Here is a 22,005-nt window from a genome sequence, read left to right as displayed (position 1 = left end):
GCACTCGGCCAGTTCTGGCGTTGACCTGGAAAAACTCGCTCCCGGAGCGTCAGCTGGCGGCTATCTCGTCTCCCTTCCTGATGGTGGTGAGTGCGGACGGACTGCCCGACGCCTCCGTCAGCGGGGCGACAGAGGCGCGGAAGCTCTCCAGCGCGTCCAGTTCCCTGCGCCGAGCGGACAGGAACCGCTGCAGGTGTGTGGTGGACAGGTTGAGGGCGTCCACCGCGTTACCGGCTGCCCGGTGCGCGGACGCGGCGCGGTTGCGCACGTTCTCCACGTCCTCGACGAGTGCGCGCTCACTCGCCGCGAACAACGCGCCCGATGCGATCACCGCGAAACCGGTGGGGCCGCACAGGAACACCCGGCGATCGAGCATCCACCGCAGGAGTTCCGGGTCGGTGTCCAATGCCGCGACCACCGCCGCGTCCGAAGGGACGAACATGATCGTGCCGTAGATCGCGTCGGCCCAGCGCTGGTATCCCTTGGCCGCCAACTCGGTCGCCCGCGAGCGCAGGTTCCGTACGTGTACCCGGAGCGCGTCCAGCCGTTCTGCCGCGTCGTCGGTCTCCACAGCCTCGGCCCAGCAGGCCATGCTCGCCTTGGCGTCGACCGGAACGCTGCGATCGCCGCCCACCCGCAGCACCATGTCGGGCTTGGCCGCACCGCCACCGGCCAGGTCGGTCTGCACCGTGAAGTGCAGGCCCTCCCGCAGTCCCAGTGCTCGAGCCGTCTCCACGAGTACCTGTTCGCCGAGTTCGCCCCGGCCGCTGATCGAGGCGAACGCCACCTCGTACCGGCGCAACGCGGCCTGCTGCTCATCCACCCTGGAGCGCTCGAGGTCGACCTGCCTCGCCGCGGCATCGGCCCGTCGCACGCTGTCGGTGTACAACCGCCACAACAGGAAGACCGCGGCCGCCAGCAGCAACGCCACCACCACCGCTGCCGTGCTGAGCACCGTCGAACCCACCAGTGCGCTCCCTTCTGCTCGTGCTGATCGTGGCCTGATCCGGCTCGTGGTCGATCGCCTCCGCGCATCATGGCCGACGGCACCGACAGAAAACCCAGATCCATGATCTCGAACACACGTTCGAGCTAATCTGTCGGGGTGTCTGCGCCGTTTCGTCGGCGCTGCCCCTTAACTTGGGGCACGTGAGAATTCTGCACACCTCCGACTGGCACGTGGGACGGACGTTCCACGGCGCGGACCTGCTCGCCGAGCAGGACGCGGTGCTCGCGCACCTCGCGGAGGTCGTTACGGCGCAGCGCGTCGACGTGGTGGCCGTCGCAGGTGACATCTACGACCGCGCGGTGCCCTCTGCCGAGGCCGTCCGCGTCGCGACCGCCGCGCTGTCCCGGCTCAGGGACGCGGGGGCACAACTTGTGCTGACCTCGGGAAACCACGATTCCGCCGCCCGGCTCGGCGCGTTCGCCGAATTCGCCGCCGCGGGTGGACTGCACCTGCGCACGACGATCGACGGGCTAAGGGAACCGGCGCTGTTGGAGGACGAACACGGCCCGGTGGCCCTCTACGGGATCCCTTACCTCGAGCCGGATCCGGCTCGGCACGCCCTCGGCGTCCCCGAGGCGAGAGGGCACACCGGCGTACTCACCGAGGCGATGCGCCGGATCCGCGCCGATCTGGCTGAGCAACCGGCCGGAACGCGTTCCGTGGTGCTCGCGCACGCCTTCGTCACCGGTGGTGCCGGAAGTGACTCCGAACGCACTATCGCCGTCGGCGGCGTCGAACAGGTGCCCGGCACGGTCTTCGACGGGGTGGATTACGTGGCGCTCGGCCACCTCCACGGCCCGCAAACACTGGCCCCGCACCTGCGGTACTCGGGCAGCCCGCTCGCGTACTCCTTCTCCGAGGCCACCCAGCGCAAGTCCGCCTGGTTGGTCGATCTCGACGCGGACGGGCTCTCGGACGTCACACGGGTGGAGCTTCCGGTGCCCCGCCGACTGGCGACCGCGGAGGGCTACCTCGAGGACCTCCTCTGCGGCGAGCGGTTCGCGGATCTCGTCGACTGCTATCTGTCGGTGACGCTGGTCGACCGCGTGCGTCCGGTCGACGCCATGCGCAAGCTGCGCGAGCGCTTCCCGTACGCGGTGCGGCTCGACTGGCAACCGGAGGGCGGTTCCGGCGCCGAGTTGCGATACGCGGAGGCGGTCAGGGGCCGCAGCGATGCCGAGATCGCCGAGCGGTTCCTGGACGACTGCAGGGGGTCGGCGCCCACCGAAGGCGAGTTCGCGATGCTCGCACTGGCACTGGAGTCCGCGGGCAAGGCCGACGCGAGGCAGGAGATATGAGCGACTGGCGCCGGGTGCGAGTCGGGGACGGCACTGAGCGATGTGCAGCCTGCCGGCGAGTGAGGCAGGAGATATGAGCGACTGGCGCCGGGTGCGAGTTGGGGACGGCACTGAGCGATGTGCAGCCTGTCGGCGAGTGAGGCAGGAGATATGAGACTGCACAGTCTTGAGGTCGAGGCCTTCGGTCCGTACGTGCGGCGCGAGACCGTCGATTTCGACGCGCTGGGAGCCGACGGTCTCTTCCTGCTGCACGGCGACACCGGCGCTGGGAAGACCACCCTGCTCGACGCGATCGCGTTCGCGCTGTTCGGAGCCGTACCGGGGGCTCGCGGGCAGGTGAAGCGCCTGCGCTGCGATCTCGCGGGCGCTGATGCGGTCACCGAGGTCGTGCTCGAGCTCACTGTCCAGGGACAGCGGCTGCGGCTCGTGCGCAGCCCCGAGTATCAACGCCCGAAGCGCAGGGGCGATGGCACCACCACCCAGCAGGCGAAGGCATCGTTGACCTGGATCGGGCCGCCACCGCAGGGCCAGCCGCCGGACGGGCTGACCAGGATCGACGAGGTCGCCCGGACCGTGCAGCGACTGCTCGGCATGAGCGCGGAGCAGTTCTTCCAGGTCGTGCTGTTGCCACAGGGTGAGTTCGCCCGCTTCCTCCGAGCCGACACGGCCGAGCGGGAACAGCTGCTGGAGCGGCTTTTCGGCACCCGGCGTTTCGGCGAAGTCGAGCGCTGGTTCCGCGACCTCCGGGTGCGCAGGGGCAGGGAGGTCGAGACGGCCAGGCAGGGGGTTCGGGAGCTGGCCGCACGCCTGGCGCAGGCGGCGGGAGAGGAGCCCCCCGAGGAACCGGGGCAGGAGTGGTTGACCGAGCTGCGGTCGCGGGTCAGCGGAGCCCTCGCCGAGGCGGAGAAGGCCGAGCTGGTGGCCAACGAGTCCCGGGAACGTGCGGATCGGGACCTGCAGGAACGCCGCACTCTGGCCGAGCGGGTCCGCCGCGTGCGTTCGGCACACGCACGCCTTGCCGAGGTGGCCGAGCAGGCCGACGACCGAGCCAGGTGGGAAAGCGAACTGGCCGCCGCGCGCCGTGCCGGGACGGTGACGGACGTGGCCACCGAGACCGACCGGCTCGCGGAGCGGCTCCGCCACGCTCTGGCCTCGGAAGCGGACCGGCTCGAGCTGGTCAGGGCGACGGCAAGGGCGGGCGATCCCGACGATCTCGAACTCACGACGACTGGTGTGCCCGCCCTGCGTGCCAGGGCTGGCGTGCTGCGTGAGGAAGCCGGAGCGCTGGCCGGCCTCGTCGCAGAGGCGGAGCAACAGGACCGTGACGAGTTGCGCGTGGCCGAGCTGGCCACCACGGCCGAGGAGGCCACCGCCCGAGCGTCGGCGCTCGCGGCGGAACGCGACGCGCTGCCGGAGCGGATACGCCGGCTGCGCGCCGATCGGGACTCCGCAGCCGAGGCGGAGGTGGCTCTCGGCGGTCTCCGGCCGAGGGAGCGGGAATTGGCCGCGTTGCTGGTGGAGGCGAACCGGCTGCCCGGCCTCATCGGCGAGCTGGAGCGGGCGGCCGAGGGCGAGCGGGCAGCCGTCGACGAGCATCAGCGCATCCGGCAACAGCTGCTCGACCTGCGCGAGCGCAGGCTCAACGGGATGGCCGCGGAACTCGCCGCGCGACTGGACAGTGGGTCGCCGTGCCCGGTGTGCGGCTCTGCCGAGCACCCGGTCCCGGCGGAACCGGTGGCTGACTCCGTTGGTGAGCAGGACGAGCGTGCGGCCACCGAATCGGAACAGTCCGCGGACCGCCGCAGGCAGCAGGCGGTCGCGCTCCGGCACGAGGCCGACGCCGCGCTGGCAGCCGTGCGGGAACGGCTCGCGGGGCGCACGGCCGAGGAACTCGACCGCCTGCTCGCGGAGGTCCGGGCCGAGATCGCGGGCCTGGCAGAGACGGCAGAGCGCAAGCCACAGCTGGAGCGGGCGGTGGCAGCTGCCGAGGCCGAGGCCGAGGAGTTGCACACCCGGAGGGCGGAGGCCGAGCAGCGGGCAGCGGCGGCGCACGCCGAGCGCACTTCGCTGGCCGCGCAGATCGAGGAGCGGCGGCGCAGGCTCACCGAGGCCAGGGGCGAACACCAGGACGTCGCCGCCCGGCGCGCACACCTCGTGTCCGTGCTGGAGGCGCTCGAGGCGCTGGCTGAGGCGAGGTCGGCTCGGATCGGTGTCGAGGACCGGTTGGCGGAACAGCGCGCGGCTCTTCGGGAGGCCCTGGTGTCGGCCGAGTTCGACTCGGTGGAGTCGGCGCGGGAGGCCGCGCGGCCGAACTCCGTGCGGACGGAGCTGGAGCGCAGGCTCACCGAGGCGCGTACTGCCGAGGCCGCGGCGCGGGCTGTGCTGGCCGAACCGGAACTGGCTTCGATCTCGCCGGACACCGAGGTCGACCTCGATGCGGCGATCGCGGAGGTCAACCGGGCGCGGGCCGAGGCGGAATCCGCGGTATCGGCACACCGGGCGGCTGCCTATCGGGAACGGAACGTGGCCGAGTTGGCGGGGCATTACGCCGTCGTGGATGCCGAACTCGGGCCCGCCGAGGCGGAGTACGCGGAACTGGACGCCCTGACCGACGTGGTCAACGGCAGGGGCCAGAACAGCCGAAAGATGTCATTGCGTTCGTACGTGCTGGCCGCCCGGCTCGAGGAGGTCGCCGTGGCGGCGACCGCCCGGCTCAGGACGATGAGCCAGGGCCGTTACTCGTTCGTCCACTCCGACGCCGCGGGCTCGCGGGGCACCAGGGGTGGTCTCGGGCTCGACGTCCTCGACGACTACTCCGGGTCGGTGCGCCCGGCCAAGACGCTCTCCGGCGGCGAGAGCTTCCTGGCGTCACTGGCGCTGGCGCTCGGCCTCGCTGACGTCGTCGCGGCGGAGACCGGTGGAGCACTGCTGGACACGCTGTTCGTCGACGAGGGGTTCGGCACCCTCGACGCCGAGACGCTCGACATCGTGATGGACGTGCTGGACGAGCTGCGGGCGGGTGGCCGTGTCGTCGGCCTGGTCTCCCACGTCGAGGAACTCCGGCAGCGGATCCCGACCCGGTTGCGTGTCCGCAAGGCCCGGGCCGGGTCCACCCTCGAACTCCTGGCCTGAGATTTTCGCAGCTCAGGCTGCCGTCTCGTGGTCGAGCAGCCAACGTTTTGTCTGCAGCCCCCAGCGGAAGCCGCCGAGTGCCCCGCCGATGCGCAGCACCCGATGGCAAGGGACGAAGAGTGCCGCCGCGTTGCGGGCGCAGGCGGCCGCCGCGGCACGGACGGCGGCGGGCCTGCCGGCGAGCGCGGCGTAGTCGCTGTAGGTCACCGGCTTTCCGGCGGGCACCGTGCGCAGCACTTCCCAGGCCTGCTGCATGAACTCACCCGAGCGTTGCCGCACCACGATCTCGTCCACGGCACCGAGTTCGCCCTGGTGATAACGGCGGACGGCGGCGGTGACCGCACCCAGATCCCGCTTGTGGGACAGCTCGCCAGGGCGCAGTGACGGCGACATCACCGCGGTCAGCAGGTGCGGATCGTCGGTCCAGCCGGAGCCCAGTACGGCGCCGTCCGTGGCGACGACCGCGGTGAACGGCCCGATCGGGGTCTGCTGAGTGGACCAGTGCGCGGTACTCATCGTTCGCTTCTCCTGAGGTTTTCGGGTTGGCAGGACGGGGTCAGGGGGTGGCGTGTTCGGCGGCACGCCATAGATACATCCCCGCGTAGGTGCGCCATGGCCGCCACGACTGGGAGTGACCGGTGAGGCGGTCGGCGGGGATGCCGAGGGCGGCAGCACCCTTGCGCAGGACCAGGTCGCCGTCGAGGAGCACATCGGGGTCGCCGAGCAGGCGCATCAGCACGTAGTCGGCGGTCCACGGCCCGATGCCGGGGGTCGCGAGCAGATCGGCCCGCAACTCGGAAGCGTCCCGGCCGACATGCAGGTCCAGGCTGCCGTCGGCCAGCATGGTTGCCACCTGTGTGATGGCCTCGGACCGCTTGCGCGGGCCGCGGAGCACATCCATCCCGCCCTCGGCGACGGCCTGTGCGGACGGGAAAAGCAGGTGTGGAGCGTCCTCGTCGGCCATCGCGACGTGTTCGCCCAGTGCGGCGGTGAGCCTGCCCGCGGCCGTGCGCGCCGCGGCCACCGACACCTGCTGTCCCAGCATGGCTCGCAGGACGAGTTCCGCGCCGTCGACCGCGCCCGGAACGCGGATGCCCGGCGTCTTTGCGACCAGCGGTGCCAGCAGGGGGTCGGTGTTCAACGTCGCCACGACGGCGGCTGGGTCGGCGTCGAGGTCCAGCAGCCTGCGCACCCTGGATACCGCGCTGCCGAGATCACGGACGTCGGTGAGCCGTAGATCGCACTGGACGTGCCGATCGGCGGGGGTGAGCCGGACGGCGCCGATGCCCTGGGGCAGGCGCAGTGTGCGGAGGTAGGCGTTGATCTGGCCGGTCTGTTCGTCCCGCTCGATCTGCTCGACTCCGGACACCGCGCGTGTCGCGAGGAACTCGAGCGTGCCCGCGGCGTCGAACGGCGGCCGGAAGGGCAGGCGCAGGGTGAGCCGAGTGCCTCGGTGGGCGTCCTCACCGGTGCCGTTCTCGATCCCGCCGCCGGTTGCCCTGCGGGTTCCGGCGCGCAGCTGCGACGGGGTGGTGGCGAACACCTCGCGGATCGTGTCGTTGAACTGCCGGACGCTGGCGAAACCCGCCGCGAATGCGACGTCGGTCAGGGGCAGGGCGGAGCGTTCGATGAGCAGCCGTGCCGAATGCGCCCGATGGGCCCTGGCCAGTGCGAGCGGGCCCGCACCGAGTTCCGCCGTCAGCACCCTGCCGAGCTGGCGCTCGGAGTAGCCGAGCTGCCTTGCGAGGCCGGGAACGCCATCGCGTTCGACGACACCGTCGGAGATCAGCCGCATCGCGCGAGCGGCGAGATCGGCGCGGACGTTCCACTCCGGCGATCCGGGCACGGCGTCGGGCAGGCAGCGGCGGCAGGCTCGGTAGCCACCGGCCTGTGCGGCCGCCGAGGTCGGGAAGAACCGCACGTTCTGCGGCTTGGGAGTCAGGGCAGGGCAGGACGGACGGCAGTAGATGCCGGTGGTGCGCACCGCGGTGATGAACTGACCGTCGAACCTGGAGTCACGGGACATGACGGCCCGGTAGCACCGTTCGGTGTCCCGCCAGATGCCCTTGGTGCCGATGCGGTCCACCGGGTTCAGTGCCGTGCTCGCCTGTGCCATGCCCTCGATACTGCCACCAGGTGAGGACGTCGACTGGCGGAAATCCGCCGCGACCGTCCATGCCCGGATCCGGTCGCCGCCGCGCACCTCCATCACCCACAAGATGTCGCACTTTCCCGGGAAAGTGCGAGTCGGTACCCCCGCCACCTCGGAGCCCTTCGCGCTTTCCCGGGAAAGTGCGACGCGCTGCGGGGAGCCGGGATTGTCACTACCGTTTCCGGTATGAGGTCTACTGCGCGTTCCCGATCTGTCCGTCTGTTCGCGGCCGCACTGGCGGCGGCCGGATCCATCGGTTTTCTTGCCGCCTGCGACGAGACGTCCCCTGGTGAGGACGGTGGTACCCAGCAGGAGGACGGCGGTGGCGAACAGCAGGACGAGGAGGGTGGCGGCGAAGAGGGTGAAGGTGGCGGCTACGGCGGAGACGGCGGCGAGGACGACGGCTGATCGAGCCGCCGGCGCGGCCACGTAGACTGCGCGGCCGTGAGCCTCACCCTCGGTATCGTCGGCCTGCCCAATGTCGGCAAGTCCACGTTGTTCAACGCGCTGACCCGGAACGACGCCCTCGCGGCGAACTACCCGTTCGCCACGATCGAGCCCAACGTAGGTGTGGTCCCACTGCCGGATCCTCGCCTCGACAAGCTCGCCGAGCTGTTCGCGTCGGCCAAGACCGTGCCCGCCGTCGTGTCCTTCGTGGACATCGCGGGCATTGTCAAAGGTGCTTCCGAGGGGGCCGGGCTCGGTAACAAGTTCCTGGCGAACATCCGCGAGGCCAACGCGATCTGCCAGGTGATCCGGGTCTTCGACGACCCGGACGTGGTGCACGTCGACGGCCGGATCGATCCGATGTCCGACATCGAGACGATCAACACCGAGCTCATCCTGGCCGACCTGCAGACGCTGGAGAAGGCGCTGCCGCGGATGGAGAAGGAAGCCAGGACCAAGAAGGAGAACCGGCCCGCGCTGGAGAACGCCCAGCGGGCCAAGGAGATTCTGGACGAGGGCCGGACGCTGTTCTCCGCACAGAAGGAGATCGACGGCGAGGTGCTGCGCGAGCTGAGTCTGCTCACCACCAAGCCGTTCCTGTACGTGTTCAACGCCGACGAGGGCGTGCTGACCGACGAGGCTCGCCGCGCGGAGCTGGTCAAGATGGTCGCCCCCGCCGATGCCGTCTTCCTCGACGCCAAGGTCGAGTCCGAGCTGCTGGAACTGGACGACGAGGAGTCGGTCCGCGAGCTGCTGGAGTCCGTCGGGCAGGAGGAGCCGGGCCTGCACGCGCTGGCCAGGGCCGGATTCCACACCCTCGGACTGCAGACGTACCTCACGGCGGGCCCGAAGGAGGCCCGCGCGTGGACCGTGTCGAAGGGCGCGACGGCGCCACAGGCCGCCGGCGTCATCCACACCGACTTCGAGCGCGGCTTCATCAAGGCCGAGGTGGTCTCCTACGACGACCTGATCGAGGCGGGTTCGATGGCGACCGCCAAGTCCGCGGGCAAGGTGCGAATCGAGGGCAAGGACTACGTCATGCACGACGGCGACGTGGTGGAGTTCCGCTTCAACGTCTGATCTGGCAGCGGCAAGAAGTGATTCGTGTGGCGCACGGATTCGTATTGCTGCCGGGTGGCAGACGGCCGAGTCTCACACGCAGCGACCAAACGGCGGTGACGTCGTTGAAGTGCGCCATGCCCCAGGCCACAGCATCGAACGCGCTTCGGAGGTTGTGGAGGGCATCGCCGAGGTCAAGCGACCACTCGTGTTTGGGGATCCCTTTCGGGACTCGGGCGACGAGGTCGATCCCTAGCAGGTCCTCGCGCAACACGGCATCGCGCAACACGGCATCAATCGAGACCGGGGCGCTGACATGCCCACCGACGAGCCGAATCGGCTCAGCGAATGGCGGTTGTCCGTCTTCTGCGGGGCATCCTCGGGCACGACATAAGCATGGCAGTTGGCATTGACAAGTCACGAACGCGGTCCGTCGCGTGTTCCTTAGCTCCTCGCCGACCCCGGCCGTGCACTGGCGGAGCGCGTTCACGCGGGTCCGGTTCTCGCGATCGATCATGATACCGAAGTGGTATCATGGGCTCATGGCGATGACGTTGAGGTTGAACGCGGAGCAGGAGCGTGCCCTCGCCATGCTCGCCGAGGCCGAAGGAGTGAGCAAGCACGAAGCGGTTGTGCGGGCGATCACCGAGGCCGCTGCCCGCTCGGTCCGTGACGATCGGGTTCGTGCCCTGTCGCGGGATGGTCGCGAACGGTACGCGTCGTTGCTCGACCGGCTGGCGCAGTGAAGATCGAGTACCTGACGCTGGACGACTTGCTCACTCTTGCGACCGATCTGGGTGTTTCCCGAGTGCGGGACCTGGGTTTGCTCGACGCGGCGGTGCACCGGCCACAGTTTTCGCTGATGGGGCAGGACGCTTATCCGAGCCTGCATGAGAAAGCCGCGGTTCTCCTGGAATCGATCGTCCGCAATCATTCCCTCGTCGACGGTAACAAGCGGCTGGGCTGGATGGCGGTCTTCGTCTTCTACGGTCTCAATGACGTAGATCTGGAGGCGCCGGAGGACGACGCGTATGACCTGGTGATCGCGACAACAACCGGGGCGATGGCCTACCGGGAAGTCGCCGAATGCCTTTCTGGGTGGACTCGCGCTGAAGTTGCCCAACCACGGAACCCGGTCGAGTTCCGCTTCAACGTCTAGTCTGGCGCGTTCGGGCCCAGGGGCAGTCAGCGCAGAGCCCGCAACGGGTCCCGTCGATACGGACGGGCTGCTCTGAGGCTCGCTCGGCTGCTGCTCATTGGGCTGCATAGGCGAACGCAAGGCCGGTGCAGCTGGCGACGAGGATCTAATCGAGATCGCGGCTCAACGACCTCGCGCCACACTCTGCCTGCGTACCGCGTTGGCGCGGCACGACCTGATCGACGACATACCCGCACAGCTTGACGTCGCGTTGCCGCGCGGAACCCGCCCTGCTGACACCGCAGCCCCCGTTGCCTGGCATCAGTTCGATCCAGACACTTTCGACATCGGCAGGGGAGTCATTGACCTGGATGAGGCGACGAGCATCGGGACCTACAACCCTGAACGGTCGATCATCGACGCCTTCCGGTTCCGTGAACACGAGGGGCCAGAAATGGGTAACGAGGCGCTGCGCCGCTGGCTGCGCAGGGGTGGACAACCATCAACCCTGCTGCGGATGGCCACCCAGTTCCGCAAGGGTGCGCCCGCGCTGCGTCATGCCTTGGAGGTTCTTCTATGACACCTGTTTCCCGCGCGACCACGGCAGGCAGCGCCTGGGGCGTTACGTTTCCCTACTCGCTCGGCTGCTGCTCACGGGCGACTCCCACCCGAGGCACCGGCGTGCCGTCCCGCTGGTTACAGTGCGGCTTCAGGCGAACGTTCGCGCTGGTAGCGAGGTCACGTTGAGCGCGGCGAGGACATGATGGAGGGCGGGCGATGAAGCACATCCACGCGGGCAAGGTGCGCGACCTTTACGAGGACAGGGGCGACATCCTGCTCGTGGCGTCGGATCGGGTCTCGGTCTACGACGTCTCCCTGCCGACACCGATCCCGGACAAGGGCGCGCTCCTGACGCAGCTGTCCGTGTGGTGGTTCGAGCAGTTCGCCGGCGTCGTGCCCAACCACCTCCTGTCGGCCACTGACGTGCCCGCGGACTTCGCCGGGCGGGCGATCCGGTGCAAGCAGCTCGAGATGGTCAAGGTCGAATGCATCGCCCGCGGCTATCTGGCCGGTCTCGGCCTTCGCGAGTACCAGAAGTACGGCACAGTGTCCGGCGTCGCGCTCCCGCCCGGGCTGGTCGAGGGGAGCAGGCTGCCCGAGCCGATCTTCACGCCGACGACGAAGGAATCCGACACCGGGCACGACGAGTTCATCACCTTCCAGGACGTCGTCGACCAGGAGGGCCGGGAGACGGCGGAGCGGCTGCGGGACCTCACCCTGGAGATCTACAGCAGGGGCGCGGAGCACGCCGCGAGCAAGGGCATCATCGTCGCCGACACGAAGTTCGAGTTCGGCCGGGACGCCGACGGCGTGCTCAATCTGGGCGACGAGGTGCTGACTTCCGATTCCTCCCGCTTCTGGCCCGCGGACCAGTGGGAGCCCGGCCGTCCGCAGTACGCCTTCGACAAGCAGTACGTGCGCGACTGGGCGGCAGGCACCGGTTGGGACAAGACCGCGCCGGGCCCGGAGGTGCCGGAGGAGATCGTCCAGGCGACCAGGCAGCGCTACGCCGAGGTCTACGAGCGGATCACCGGCAACACCTGGCAGCCGAGCACCGACTAGGCCACGGCGCCCAGCAGGAACACCAGCACGAGTGTCACGGTCGCCGCGAGGACCGCGACCCAGGCCTGTTGGATGGGGGTGAGAGCGGGTGCGGTGCGGTTCATGGCGGCGGGTTCCCTGCAGGTCGTCGAGGTCTGTCGACGGAAACAACGCCACGATCATGACCGTCGTTAGCATCCCCGGCCACTTGTGATCAAGATCACCTTCCTCGCACTTTCCCGGGAAAGTGCGAGGGGCAAGGCCGGTGACCTGGGACGAGAGTTTTCCTGCGAGCGCTTTCCCGGGAAAGTGCGAATCGGGGACCCGCGCTTTCCCGGGAAAGTGCGATCAGTTGTGTCCGTGGCTCGAGTGGTTGCGGCCCTTCGCGGTGAACCACAGCACCGCCCCCGCGGCACCGACCATCAGCACGAAGGCGAGGCCGCCGACGACGAACGCCTGCGTCTCGCCGCTCTGCTGCACGGCGGCGCGTTCGCGCTGCTGATCCGCAGGTGACGCTGCCGCCTGCGGTACCGATCCGAGCAGCACCGCGAGCACCATGCCCGCTGCCGCCACGAACGAGGTAACCCGCTGAACGGCCACCGCACTCGATCGGTGCCCCCTGTGCACACTGTTGCTCGCCTCTTGCCTCACTCGCCAGCGGGCTGCACATCGCTCAGTGCCGTACCCGACTCGCTCACAGTGCCGGTCGCTCATAGCGCTCCCTCCTCGCGTGTCTCCCATACGCGAAACGCGTGAGCCCCCTAGCAGTGTTGCCTCGGGTCGGCGAGATCACACGGCGGAGATGACTCCGTCGATCTCCGCGGCCATCGCCGTGTCCTTGCCGGTGAGGCCACCCTCGGAGTGGGTGCTCAACCGAAAGATCAAGGTGCGCCAACGGATGTCGATGTCGGGGTGGTGGTTTTCGTTCTCGGCGATCTCGGCGATGCGATTCACCACCTGGATCGCCTGCGGGAAGCTGTCGAGCTTCGCGGTGCGTTCCAGTACTTCCCCCTCCCGCGTCCATTCGGGGAGGTGCTCGAGCGCTTCGTTGATCGCGTCCTCGCTCAGTAATTCGGCCATGTCCCCATGGTGGTACCTACACAGGTACGCTGCACATTCGCCACGGGAGTCCGGCAGTGCCGGGCTGAGAGGCGGGCGCCAGCCCGCGACCGTTCGCACCTGATCCGGATCATGCCGGCGCAGGGAGGGCCCCCTCCTTGGCCTCGGCGGGAACAAGGAGCGTCATGATTCACACCTCGCTGCGCAGGACACGTGCCGCCGTCGCGGTCGCACTCACCGGAGTGCTCGCCACTGGCTGTACGTTGTTCGCCGGGGACGACGAGCAGCCAGGGGGGCCGACCAAGGTCACCCTGGTGACGCACCAGTCCTGGGCTGTCCCGCCGGAGGTGCTCGAGGCCTTCGAGCAGCAGTCCGGCATCGACCTCGTCGTCCGCCAGGAGGGCGACGCGGGCGAGTTGACCAACAAGCTCGTACTCACGAAGGCCAACCCGATCGCCGACGTGGCCTATGGCGTCGACTCGACGTTCGCCTCGCGCGCGCTGGCCGAAGGCGTCTTCGCTTCGTACACCAGCCCCGAGGCCGACCGCGGCCCACAGCGCTATGCGATCGACTCCGAACACCGGCTCTCCGCCGTCGACCTCGGCGACGTCTGCGTGAACATCGACACCACCTGGTTCGCCGAGCAGGACATTCCGGAACCGGAGACCTTCGAGGACCTCACTGACCCGCGCTATCGCGACCTGCTCGTCGTGGAGAACCCCGCCACCTCGTCGCCGGGGCTCGCGTTCCTGCTGGCGACCGTTACCGAGTACGGCGCGGACGGCTGGCAGAAGTACTGGGCCGAACTCAAGGACAACGGCGTCAAGTCCGTCAGCGGCTGGACCGAGGCGTACACGCAGGAGTTCTCCGGCTCGTCCGGTGCGGGGCCACGGCCGATCGTGGTCTCCTACGCCTCCTCACCCGCCGCCGAGATCGGCGAGGACGGCAAGCCACGCACGAGCGCACTGCTCGACACCTGTTATCGGCAGGTGGAGTACGCCGGCGTCCTCGAGGGCAGCGATCAGAAGGAGGAAGCAGGACGGGTCATCGACTTCCTGCTGTCCCAGCAGTTCCAGGCGACGGTCGCGGAGAACATGTACGTCTACCCGGCCCGGGAGGGCGTCGACCTGCCTGCCGGCTGGGCCGAGGTGGCCCCGCTGCCGCAGGATCCCGCCGCGCTGCCCGGTGAGCGGGTAGAAGCGGGCCGGGAAGGCTGGATCGAACAGTGGCGCGCGCTGGGTATCTGACCGGCACTCGGCGGCGTGTCGCGGGCCTTGCGCTGCTGGCCCTGCTCCCGGTCGGATTTCTGGCCGTCTTCTTCGCCTGGCCGGTGGTCGCCATCGTCGGACTCGGCTTCTCCAGCGGCGGTGTCGCGGAGACCCTCGCCGAGGCGCAGACCTGGGAGTTGGCCGGTTTCACCGTCGCGCAGGCCGCCGCCTCCACCGCGGTCGCGGTCGTCGCCGGGATGCCGGTGGCGTTCCTGTTGGCCAGGGTGCGGCTGCGCGGCGTCGCCGCCGTCCGCATCCTGATCCTCGTTCCGTTCGTCCTCCCGACGGTGGTGGTCGGGCTCGCGTTTCGCGCGCTGATCCCGGACGGCGGGGTCTTCTCGATCGTGCTCGCGAACGCGTTCTTCAACGTGGCCGTGGTCGCCCGCACGGTCGCCGGTCTGTGGGCGCATACCGATCGCCGGACCGAGGACGCGGCCCGGGCACTGGGTGCCTCGCCGTGGCGGGCGTTCCGCACGGTCACCCTGCCCGCGCTGGTTCCGGCGCTCACCTCCTCGGCCGCCGTGGTCTTTCTCTTCAGTGCCACCAGCTTCGGTGTCGTGCTGATGCTCGGCGGTTCCAGGTACCGGACCCTGGAGACCGAGATCTACCTGCGCACGGTCAACCTGCTCGACCTCTCCGGTGCGGCGGCGCTCTCCCTGGTCCAGTTCGCCGCCGTGGTGGCCGCGCTGGTCGTTGGGGCGATGGCCCGCAAGCGCAGGGAGAGCGCGGTTCGCCTGCGGGCCAGGGTCGAGACCGCGCGCAGACCGGAGGGTGCCGAACGGTGGGCGGCAGGCGCGGGCGTGGTCGTTCTCGTACTGCTGCTGACACCCATCGTCGCGCTACTGCTGAGATCCGTGAGCGGTCCGGAGGGCTGGAGTCTTGACGGGTACCGCGCCCTCTCGGGCACCGGCGAGAACGGTGCGCTCGCGGTCTCCGGCTGGGACGCCACGCTGAACTCGTTGCGCACCGCATCCGACGCCACCGTGCTCGCGATGACCGTCGGCCTGCTGGCCTGCGTGGTGCTCGTCTCGCTGCGCCGCACCCCGGCCAGGTCGGCCAGAGCCGCCGGGGAGACGCTGGACGCGGCACTGATGCTCCCGCTCGGGGTCTCCGCGGTGACGGTCGGGTTCGGGTATCTGATCAGCCTCGACGCGCTGCCAGGGGATCTGCGCACCTCGCCGCTGCTGGTCCCGTTCGCGCAGGCGCTGGTGATCATTCCGCTCATAGTTCGGATGGTGCTACCCGTCCTGCGTTCGGTGGACGAACGGTTGCGCCAGGCCGCTGCCACGCTCGGCGCGCGCCCACTCCGGGTGTGGCGGGAGATCGACCTGCCGCTCACGGCCAGGTCGGTCGTGGCCGCCGCGGCGTTCGGATACGTCGTCGCGCTCGGCGAGTTCGGCGCGACCAGCTTTCTGGCCAGGCCGGACGCGCCGACACTGCCGGTCGCCATCGCCACGCTGATCAGCAGGCCGGGGATCCTCAACAACCAGATGGCCTACGCGGCCTGCGCAATGCTGATGGTGGTCACCGCGCTCGTCGTGGCGGTCATCGACCGGTTGCGAGCCGGTTCGACACTGGGGGAGTTCTGATGTCGCTGCTCGTTGACGGGGCGACCGTGCGGTACGGCGCCTTCACCGCCGTCGAGGACGTGCGGCTGGAGATCGCCGACGCCGAGGTGCTCGCCCTGCTTGGCCCCTCGGGGTCCGGCAAATCCACGCTGCTGCGCGCGATCACCGGTCTGGAGCCGTTGACGGCGGGCGCGGTCCGGTGGGACGGCGCCGACCTCTCGGCGGTCCCGGTGCACCGGCGTGGCTTCGGCCTGGTGTTCCAGGACGGCCAGTTGTTCCCGCACCGAGACGTCGCCGGGAACATCGCCTTCGGGCTGCGGATGCACGGCGTCGCCGCCGAACGGCGGGCCAGCCGGACCACCGAACTCCTCGGGCTGGTGGGTCTTTCCGGCTACGAGCGCAGGCGGGTGACCGGCCTGTCCGGTGGTGAGGCTCAGCGTGTCGCGCTGGCCAGGGCCCTGGCGCCGGAGCCGCGCCTGCTGCTGCTGGACGAGCCGCTGTCCGGGCTCGACGCCGGGCTGCGGGAACAGCTCGCCATCGACCTCGCCGACCTGCTGCGCACCGCGAAGATCACCACGCTGCTGGTCACGCACGACCAGGAGGAGGCGTTCACGCTCGCCGACCGCGTCGCGGTGCTGGACGGTGGCCGCATTCGCCAGGTGGGCAGTGTGCACGAGGTGTGGACGCGGCCGGTCGACGAGGGCGTGGCCCGGTTCCTCGGCGTCACCACGGTGCTGGACGCGGAGGTCAGTGGTGGCATCGCCCGCTCGGCGCTCGGCGAGGTGCCGCTCGCCGGTCACCCCGACGGACCGGTGCGCCTCGGGCTGCGCCCGTCCGGGGTCCGGGTGCGCGATACCGGCGTGCCCGCGGAGGTGTTGTCGAGCGTGCACCGCCGCGACCACGCGCGGCTGCGCGTACGACCGCTGAACGTGTCCGGTATGGACACTGTGGACACGTTGGACGCCATCGCCCCCGTTGCCGCCGACCTGCGCGGCGGTGACCACGTCCGGCTCGCGCTGGACCCGGACGGAGTCGCGGTGCTCAGCCGTCCCGCGTCGTGATCCTGGCGTAGGCCAGCGAGAGTCCGATGACGACGTAGCAGGCCGCACGCAGCGCGCCCTCGGACAGTTCGGCGCCGGGTATCGGGTCACGCAGGATGTCGGCGAGCGCCGGGTAAGACTCGGTGAGCAGGAACGGGTGCAGCCAGCTCAGTGCCTCGAGCAGGCCGAGTACCGAGAAGACGACGGTCCCGCCCAGCACCGATGCCACCACGAGCATGGGGTGTTCCGTACACGCGGAGATCGCCAGTGCGACTGCCCCGATCGCCCAGACGTGCAAGCTCACCCAGCCCACGGCCACCGCGACCCTGCCGAGCGTGTCCAGCAGGGAAAGGCTGGTCCCGGACAGGGTGAAAAGGGCATCCGTGCCGTTGATCACCAGGCCGGTCAGCACACCTGTCGTCGCCAGTGCGGCCACCGCCGTCAACGTCACCACCGCGACACCGAAGGCCTTCACCACGAGCAACCTGCCGCGGCTCACCGGTGCCAGCATCCAGCCGCGCAGCGTGCCGTGTGACAGTTCGCCCGCGATTGCGTCCCCGCCTGCCATGGCGGCCGCCAACGGCAGCAGTAGTCCCATGCTGAACGTGAGTGCCGCGATGGGCAGCACGAACGCGTTACCTGCCGCGGCGGCGAGCAGCGCCGCACCTTCGCGGTCGCTGTTCGGACCGGGCCCGGACGAGTCGACCAGTGTCAGCCCGACACCGATCGCGATCGGCAGTGCCGCGATCAGCCCGAGCACGATCAGCGTGCGCGGCCTGCGGAACACCCAGCGCAGCTCCGCGCGCAGCAGCCGGACCAGCGGAACCGTCGTCCTGGAAGGCGGCGCGCTCTCCGAAACCCTCTGAGTCATGGCTGCTCCTCGCCGTTCTGTGTCAGCCTGGCGAACAGGTCCTCGAGCCCGGTCCGGGCCCGATTCGCCTCGTACACCGGAACTTCGGCGTGCACGAGCGCCGCGAGCACCTCGGGCGCGGTGGTGGCGCTCAGGTCCACCCGCACGCCCGCAGGGGTCAAGCGGCTGGGGATCCTCTTCTCCCGCAGTGCGTTCACCGCATCCTCGCCGTCCGGTGTGGACACAAGCAGGGCGGGGGAGCCGGACTCCAGCAGCTCACCGAGCTCGCCCTGGGCGACCACGCTTCCTGCGTTCAGCACAGCCACGTGCGTGCAGGTGGCCTCCACCTCGGCGAGCAGGTGTGAGGAGACCAGAACGGTGACGCCCGCAGTGTGCAGCTCGGCGATGATCCGCCGTACCTCCCGAGTGCCCGCCGGGTCGAGGCCGTTGGTCGGTTCGTCGAGCACGACCATCCTGCGCGGGGCGAGCAGCGCACCGGCCAGTCCGAGTCGTTGTTTCATGCCGAGTGAGTAGCCGCGGTAACGACGGTGGGCGGCCTCGCTGAGCCCCACGCGCTCCAGGGCCGTGCTCACCGCGTCGGCGATGCCGGTGCCCGAGAGTCCCGGTTCGGCGGCCCCGAGCCGGAGCAGGTTCTCCCTGCCGGACAGGAACGGATGGAATCCTGGCCCCTCCACCAGCGCGCCCACCTCCGGCAGCGCCTTGCCCGCACCATCGGGCATCGAGTGTCCGAGGAGTTCGACCTCGCCGCCGGTGGGGCGCACGAGGCCGAGCAGCATTCGGATGGTGGTCGTCTTGCCCGAACCGTTAGGGCCGAGCATGCCGAGGACCGCGCCGGTCGGGACGTCGAGGTCGACGTTGTCGACCGCGACCGTCTCGCCGTAGGTCTTGCGCAGGCCCCTGGTTCGGGCGGCGAGTGCGCCTGGTGCGACCCCGGACGCGGGCGTCTCCCCCTGGAGAACGCCCGCGCCCGGAGTGCCGAGGGTGGTGCTCATGTCTCTTGCCTCATTCGCAGGCGGGCCGCACATCGCTCAGTGCCGTACCCGACTCGGTCACGGTGCCGGTCGCTCATTACGTCAATGCCTCCATGAGCACCTGCTCCGGAACCGCACCCGCGGCGACCCTGCCGTCCGCGGTGACCAGCGCGGTGACAGCGTTCGTGCTGATCACGTGGCCGCTGCCGAACGGACCGGAGACCGGCCTGCCGATCTGGTCGAGGAGGCCGCGCACGTCGGTTTCCCCTGCCTCGGACTCGGTGACGCCTGCCGGGAGTTCGGTCACGAGCACCGTGTCCCAGCCGTCGCCGACGAATCGGGTGTTCTCCGCTGCCGCGCCTGCGGCACGCCGCTGCTCCGGATCGGTCCCGGTGCTCTTCTCGGTCACGGTCGCGCCCGGTGGCGGGGTGAAGCGGAACAGCTCCTCCGGCTGGTCGCCGAAGGTGATCTCGCTGAAGCCGACGCCGAGCACTGGCTCGGTCGTGCCGTTGACCATGACATCGAGGCGCAGCGGCAGCCGTGTACCCGAGTCCACCGCGACGCGAACCTCGCGCAGCAGCGTGCGCTCGTCGGGGTTGGGAGTGAGCACGAGCTCGTAGGCGGCGCGGCCCGCGACCGTGGCTGTCCCGTCGACGGAAACCGTGCTGCTCTCCCGGATCGCGCCGAGTACTTCCGCGGCGATCGCGGCCGGATCGGCGCTCTGCCGCGCGGACTCGGGACGCTGTCCATCCTTTGCGAGCCGCATCCGCGTCGCGGCGTTGTCCGCGGAGTCGTAGGACCAGATCGTCGCCCCGTCCTGCACGATCGTGTGGTCACTGTTGCCCTGTCGCAGCATGAGCTTGCTGCGTCCCTCGCCGTCGCTGAAGACCTTCGCCGAGTCGAGGTCCAGCGCGGGTACCCCCGGTACCGAAGGAATGCCGAGACCGTTGTCCACCTCGACCGTGCCCGCCAGCTCAGGCGTTTCCGCCCGCAGCGTGGACTCGACGAGTTCCTCGGCGGTGATGGCGGGAAGCTGCGGATCGTCGCCCGCCCCCGCGGGCATCGCGATCAGGCCGAGCCCGAGGGCTCCTGCGGCCGTCCCCGCTACGGCCACGGTGATCGCTCTCTTCTTCGGATTCACGATTCTCTCCCTGTGTCGACGCAACCAGTGTGCGTGTTTCCCACCTCTGAGGCTGCTCCCCTCGTCCTGAGATGACCCTGAGAACGCCGCGGCGCCCGCGCCGAACCTCGCACTTTCCCGGGAAAGTGCGAGGTCGGGGGCCGGGCGGGGCTGAGAGTGCGCTGAGAGTGGGCGCGCGAAAACGGCGGAGACGGCATGCTGAGAACGTGAAACCTCGAGTACTCGTCGTGGACGACGAGCCCGGAGTGCGTAAGGCGCTGGATCGCGGCCTGCGCTCGGAGGGCATGGACGTCGTCACCGCCGCGGACGGACCAACGGCGCTGCGACTGGCGCGCACCGGCTCGTTCGACGTGCTGCTGCTCGACATCATGCTGCCCGGCCTCTCCGGGTACCGCGTCCTGCAGCACCTGCGCGCCGACGGGATCAGCACCCCGGTGCTGCTGATCTCCGCCAAGGACGGCGAGGTGGACCAGGCCGACGGACTCGACCTCGGCGCCGACGGATATCTGGTGAAGCCGTTCTCGTTCGTGGTGCTGGTCGCGCAGGTCCGCGCGGTACTGCGCAGGGCGGCGGTGAAAGGCGTCCGCGGGCCGCTACGCCTCGGTGGGCTCGTCGTGGACAGGGCGACCAGGGACGTCCGGTGGCGCGAAGAGCGGATAGCGCTGAGCCCCCGCGAGTTCGCGCTGTTGGAGGTGCTGGTCGGCAGGGCCGGCACCGTGGTGACCAAGGACGAGCTGCTGCGGGCGGTCTGGGGCGACGAACAGGCCGCTACCCGCAACGTCGTCGAGGTGTACGTGGGTTACGTCCGGCGCAAGCTCGACGCGGCAGGTGCGGGTGCGCTGCTGCGCACCGTCCGGGGACACGGTTACCTCGCTTCCGACAACACCGCGGCCACCGGGACCGGGGCAGGGTGACCCGCTCGCCACGCCAGTGGTGGCGCGGCCGGAGCCTCCGGTTCCGGATCACCCTGATCGCGGCCACGATCACCCTTGGTTTCCTGGTCGGGCTCGCGCTGCTGGCCGGGAAACTGCTCGGACCCCTGCTCGTCGACTCGGTGGACGAGGAACTCGACGCCGCCCTGGCACCCGCCACGGCCGCGATCTCGGCGGGCGCGCAGCCTGCCGAGATCGCTTCGGCACTGGTGCGAGTGGTCGACACCGCCGGAACGCCCCTGGACGGTGGGCCGCCCACCGATCTCGGCGAGGACGCTGTCCGGAATCTGAAGTCGGGTCTTCCCGCGCACAGTGAATCCGCTGAGGGTGTCAGCTGGCGGTGGCGTGGCGAGGTCGTACCCGCGCCGGACGGCGCACCGCGGTTGGTGATCGCCGGAACGCCGCTGGTGGGGTTCACCACGGCTGTCGTCGACGGCTCGCGCTGGCTGTTGCTGGTCGCGTTGGTCAGTGCCCTGGCCGCGGGGCTGGCCACCTGGTTCGGTGTCGGCTCGGCGCTGCGGCCGGTCGGCCGGATGCGGCGATCGGTGCGCGGACTGCCACAGGGAGGGCGGTTGCCGGTGCCCGAGGCGCGCGACGAGTTGCGCGCACTGGCGGTGGATTTCAACGGCTTGCTCGCCAGGCACGAGGAGGTGAGCGAGCGGCTGCGCCGGTTCACCGGGGACGCGGCGCACGAGCTGCGCTCGCCGGTCGCGTCGATCCGGGTGCAGGCAGAGGTGGCTGTCGCGGCGCCGGATCCGGAACTGGCGCAGGAGACGCTGGCCGACATCCTGGAGGAGTCCGAACGGCTGTCCGCCCTGCTCGACGGGCTGCTCGCACTGGCTCGGGCCGATGCGGGTGAGCTGCCGCCTGCCGAGCCGGTGGAGTTGATCTCCGAGGCGCATGCTGCCGTGGCCAGGCTTCCGCAGGGCTCGCCGGACGCACGAGTCAGCGGTGTGGTGCCCCGCGCGTGGGCTCGGGCCACCCATGCGGAGGTCGAGCTGGTGCTGAACAACCTGCTGCGCAACGCCTGCCGCTACGCCGAGGGCCAGATCGTGCTCTCGGTGCTCGCCTCCCGCTCCACGGTTCGGGTCGTGGTCGACGACGACGGCCCCGGAATCCCGCCGGAGCATCGCGACCGCGTCTTCGACCGCTTCTATCGGGTCGGCGACGACCGAGCCCGTTCGTCCGGTGGTGCCGGGTTGGGGCTGGCGATGGTCGCGGAGGCGGTACGGCGAAGGGGCGGCAGGGTGGTGGTCGGTGAGTCCCCGGAAGGTGGCGCCCGGTTCCAGGTGATCTGGCCGGCCGTGCGGGTCTGAGC

The 22,005-nt window shown here is 69.9% G+C and carries 21 protein-coding genes and 1 riboswitch; of the genes, 13 read left to right on the top strand and 8 right to left on the bottom strand.

What is annotated here, in order from left to right:
• Positions 1–49 precede the first annotated feature (49 nt).
• Positions 50–967 carry a DNA recombination protein RmuC gene (gene rmuC, locus D0C15_RS19105; protein WP_116047304.1) on the bottom strand — a complete coding sequence of 306 codons (918 nt, stop codon included), beginning with the start codon at positions 965–967 and terminating at the stop codon, positions 50–52.
• Between the two features lie 182 nt (positions 968–1,149).
• Here rmuC and D0C15_RS19100 point away from each other — a divergent pair, with 182 nt between their 5' ends.
• Positions 1,150–2,307: an exonuclease SbcCD subunit D gene (locus D0C15_RS19100; RefSeq protein WP_162830145.1), complete on the top strand. Its 1,158-nt coding sequence runs from the start codon at positions 1,150–1,152 to the stop codon at positions 2,305–2,307.
• Positions 2,308–2,457: 150 nt separating this feature from the next.
• A complete protein-coding gene (locus D0C15_RS19095; RefSeq protein ID WP_116047293.1) occupies positions 2,458–5,439 on the top strand; it encodes an AAA family ATPase in 2,982 nt (993 codons plus the stop codon).
• Between the two features lie 12 nt (positions 5,440–5,451).
• Here D0C15_RS19095 and D0C15_RS19090 read toward each other — a convergent pair whose 3' ends face one another.
• Together D0C15_RS19090 and D0C15_RS19085 are read right to left on the bottom strand one after the other, a co-directional pair.
• Entirely contained in the window at positions 5,452–5,955 is a 504-nt protein-coding gene (locus tag D0C15_RS19090; protein ID WP_116047290.1) for a methylated-DNA--[protein]-cysteine S-methyltransferase, read from the bottom strand.
• A gap of 40 nt (positions 5,956–5,995) precedes the next feature.
• Complete coding sequence (locus tag D0C15_RS19085; protein WP_116047389.1) at positions 5,996–7,555, bottom strand: AlkA N-terminal domain-containing protein; 1,560 nt, start codon at positions 7,553–7,555, stop codon at positions 5,996–5,998.
• Between the two features lie 222 nt (positions 7,556–7,777).
• Between D0C15_RS19085 and D0C15_RS19080 the strand changes: the two genes are divergently transcribed.
• From D0C15_RS19080 to D0C15_RS19055, 6 genes are all read left to right on the top strand, one after another.
• Positions 7,778–7,999, top strand: coding sequence for a hypothetical protein (locus D0C15_RS19080; protein ID WP_116047287.1), 222 nt, complete (start codon positions 7,778–7,780; stop codon positions 7,997–7,999).
• Positions 8,000–8,035: 36 nt separating this feature from the next.
• Entirely contained in the window at positions 8,036–9,118 is a 1,083-nt protein-coding gene (ychF, locus tag D0C15_RS19075) for a redox-regulated ATPase YchF (RefSeq protein WP_116047285.1), read from the top strand.
• Between the two features lie 521 nt (positions 9,119–9,639).
• Positions 9,640–9,843: a CopG family transcriptional regulator gene (locus tag D0C15_RS19070; protein WP_116047283.1), complete on the top strand. Its 204-nt coding sequence runs from the start codon at positions 9,640–9,642 to the stop codon at positions 9,841–9,843.
• Positions 9,840–10,256, top strand: a complete 417-nt coding sequence (locus tag D0C15_RS19065) for a type II toxin-antitoxin system death-on-curing family toxin (protein WP_116047281.1) — start codon at positions 9,840–9,842, stop codon at positions 10,254–10,256. The genes D0C15_RS19070 and D0C15_RS19065 overlap by 4 nt, the downstream gene beginning before the upstream one ends.
• Before the next feature lie 199 nt (positions 10,257–10,455).
• A complete protein-coding gene (locus D0C15_RS19060; protein WP_116047279.1) occupies positions 10,456–10,815 on the top strand; it encodes a type IV toxin-antitoxin system AbiEi family antitoxin domain-containing protein in 360 nt (119 codons plus the stop codon).
• A 197-nt stretch (positions 10,816–11,012) separates the two neighbouring features.
• Positions 11,013–11,858 carry a phosphoribosylaminoimidazolesuccinocarboxamide synthase gene (locus tag D0C15_RS19055; protein WP_116047276.1) on the top strand — a complete coding sequence of 282 codons (846 nt, stop codon included), beginning with the start codon at positions 11,013–11,015 and terminating at the stop codon, positions 11,856–11,858.
• A gap of 327 nt (positions 11,859–12,185) precedes the next feature.
• Here D0C15_RS19055 and D0C15_RS19050 read toward each other — a convergent pair whose 3' ends face one another.
• Both D0C15_RS19050 and D0C15_RS19045 read right to left on the bottom strand, forming a co-directional pair.
• Complete coding sequence (locus D0C15_RS19050) at positions 12,186–12,437, bottom strand: hypothetical protein (protein ID WP_116047274.1); 252 nt, start codon at positions 12,435–12,437, stop codon at positions 12,186–12,188.
• A 189-nt stretch (positions 12,438–12,626) separates the two neighbouring features.
• The gene (locus D0C15_RS19045) at positions 12,627–12,917 is read right to left on the bottom strand and encodes a 4a-hydroxytetrahydrobiopterin dehydratase (RefSeq protein ID WP_116047271.1); all 291 of its coding nucleotides are present in this window, start codon (positions 12,915–12,917) and stop codon (positions 12,627–12,629) included.
• Positions 12,918–12,949: 32 nt separating this feature from the next.
• Positions 12,950–13,061: riboswitch (TPP riboswitch) on the top strand.
• Positions 13,062–13,081: 20 nt separating this feature from the next.
• Between D0C15_RS19045 and D0C15_RS19040 the strand changes: the two genes are divergently transcribed.
• From D0C15_RS19040 to D0C15_RS19030, 3 genes are read left to right on the top strand one after another with little or no spacing between them, the layout of a single operon-like run.
• Positions 13,082–14,143: a thiamine ABC transporter substrate-binding protein gene (locus D0C15_RS19040; RefSeq protein ID WP_116047269.1), complete on the top strand. Its 1,062-nt coding sequence runs from the start codon at positions 13,082–13,084 to the stop codon at positions 14,141–14,143.
• Positions 14,122–15,753: an ABC transporter permease gene (locus tag D0C15_RS19035; RefSeq protein WP_425455406.1), complete on the top strand. Its 1,632-nt coding sequence runs from the start codon at positions 14,122–14,124 to the stop codon at positions 15,751–15,753. Before D0C15_RS19040 ends, D0C15_RS19035 begins: the two co-directional genes overlap by 22 nt.
• The gene (locus tag D0C15_RS19030) at positions 15,753–16,793 is read left to right on the top strand and encodes an ABC transporter ATP-binding protein (protein ID WP_116047267.1); all 1,041 of its coding nucleotides are present in this window, start codon (positions 15,753–15,755) and stop codon (positions 16,791–16,793) included. Before D0C15_RS19035 ends, D0C15_RS19030 begins: the two co-directional genes overlap by 1 nt.
• On the opposite strand, the gene D0C15_RS19025 is transcribed toward D0C15_RS19030, so the two are convergent.
• The 3 genes from D0C15_RS19025 to D0C15_RS19015 form a co-directional block, all read right to left on the bottom strand.
• On the bottom strand, positions 16,774–17,643 hold the full coding sequence (locus D0C15_RS19025; protein ID WP_116047265.1) for an ABC transporter permease: 870 nt from the start codon (positions 17,641–17,643) through the stop codon (positions 16,774–16,776). The two genes, D0C15_RS19030 and D0C15_RS19025, sit on opposite strands and share 20 nt — an antisense overlap.
• Entirely contained in the window at positions 17,640–18,635 is a 996-nt protein-coding gene (locus D0C15_RS19020; RefSeq protein ID WP_116047263.1) for an ABC transporter ATP-binding protein, read from the bottom strand. The genes D0C15_RS19025 and D0C15_RS19020 overlap by 4 nt, the downstream gene beginning before the upstream one ends.
• A gap of 76 nt (positions 18,636–18,711) precedes the next feature.
• The gene (locus D0C15_RS19015) at positions 18,712–19,755 is read right to left on the bottom strand and encodes a LolA family protein (protein ID WP_116047261.1); all 1,044 of its coding nucleotides are present in this window, start codon (positions 19,753–19,755) and stop codon (positions 18,712–18,714) included.
• A 206-nt stretch (positions 19,756–19,961) separates the two neighbouring features.
• Between D0C15_RS19015 and D0C15_RS19010 the strand changes: the two genes are divergently transcribed.
• Entirely contained in the window at positions 19,962–20,669 is a 708-nt protein-coding gene (locus tag D0C15_RS19010; RefSeq protein ID WP_245975994.1) for a response regulator transcription factor, read from the top strand.
• Positions 20,666–22,003, top strand: coding sequence for a sensor histidine kinase (locus D0C15_RS19005; protein ID WP_116047256.1), 1,338 nt, complete (start codon positions 20,666–20,668; stop codon positions 22,001–22,003). The genes D0C15_RS19010 and D0C15_RS19005 overlap by 4 nt, the downstream gene beginning before the upstream one ends.
• Positions 22,004–22,005 lie beyond the last annotated feature (2 nt).

Origin of the sequence: Amycolatopsis palatopharyngis (genome assembly GCF_003385185.1) — a bacterium.
GTDB classification, from domain to species: Bacteria; Actinomycetota; Actinomycetes; order Mycobacteriales; family Pseudonocardiaceae; genus Amycolatopsis; species Amycolatopsis palatopharyngis.
This window is presented reverse-complemented; position numbering and strand designations above follow the sequence as displayed.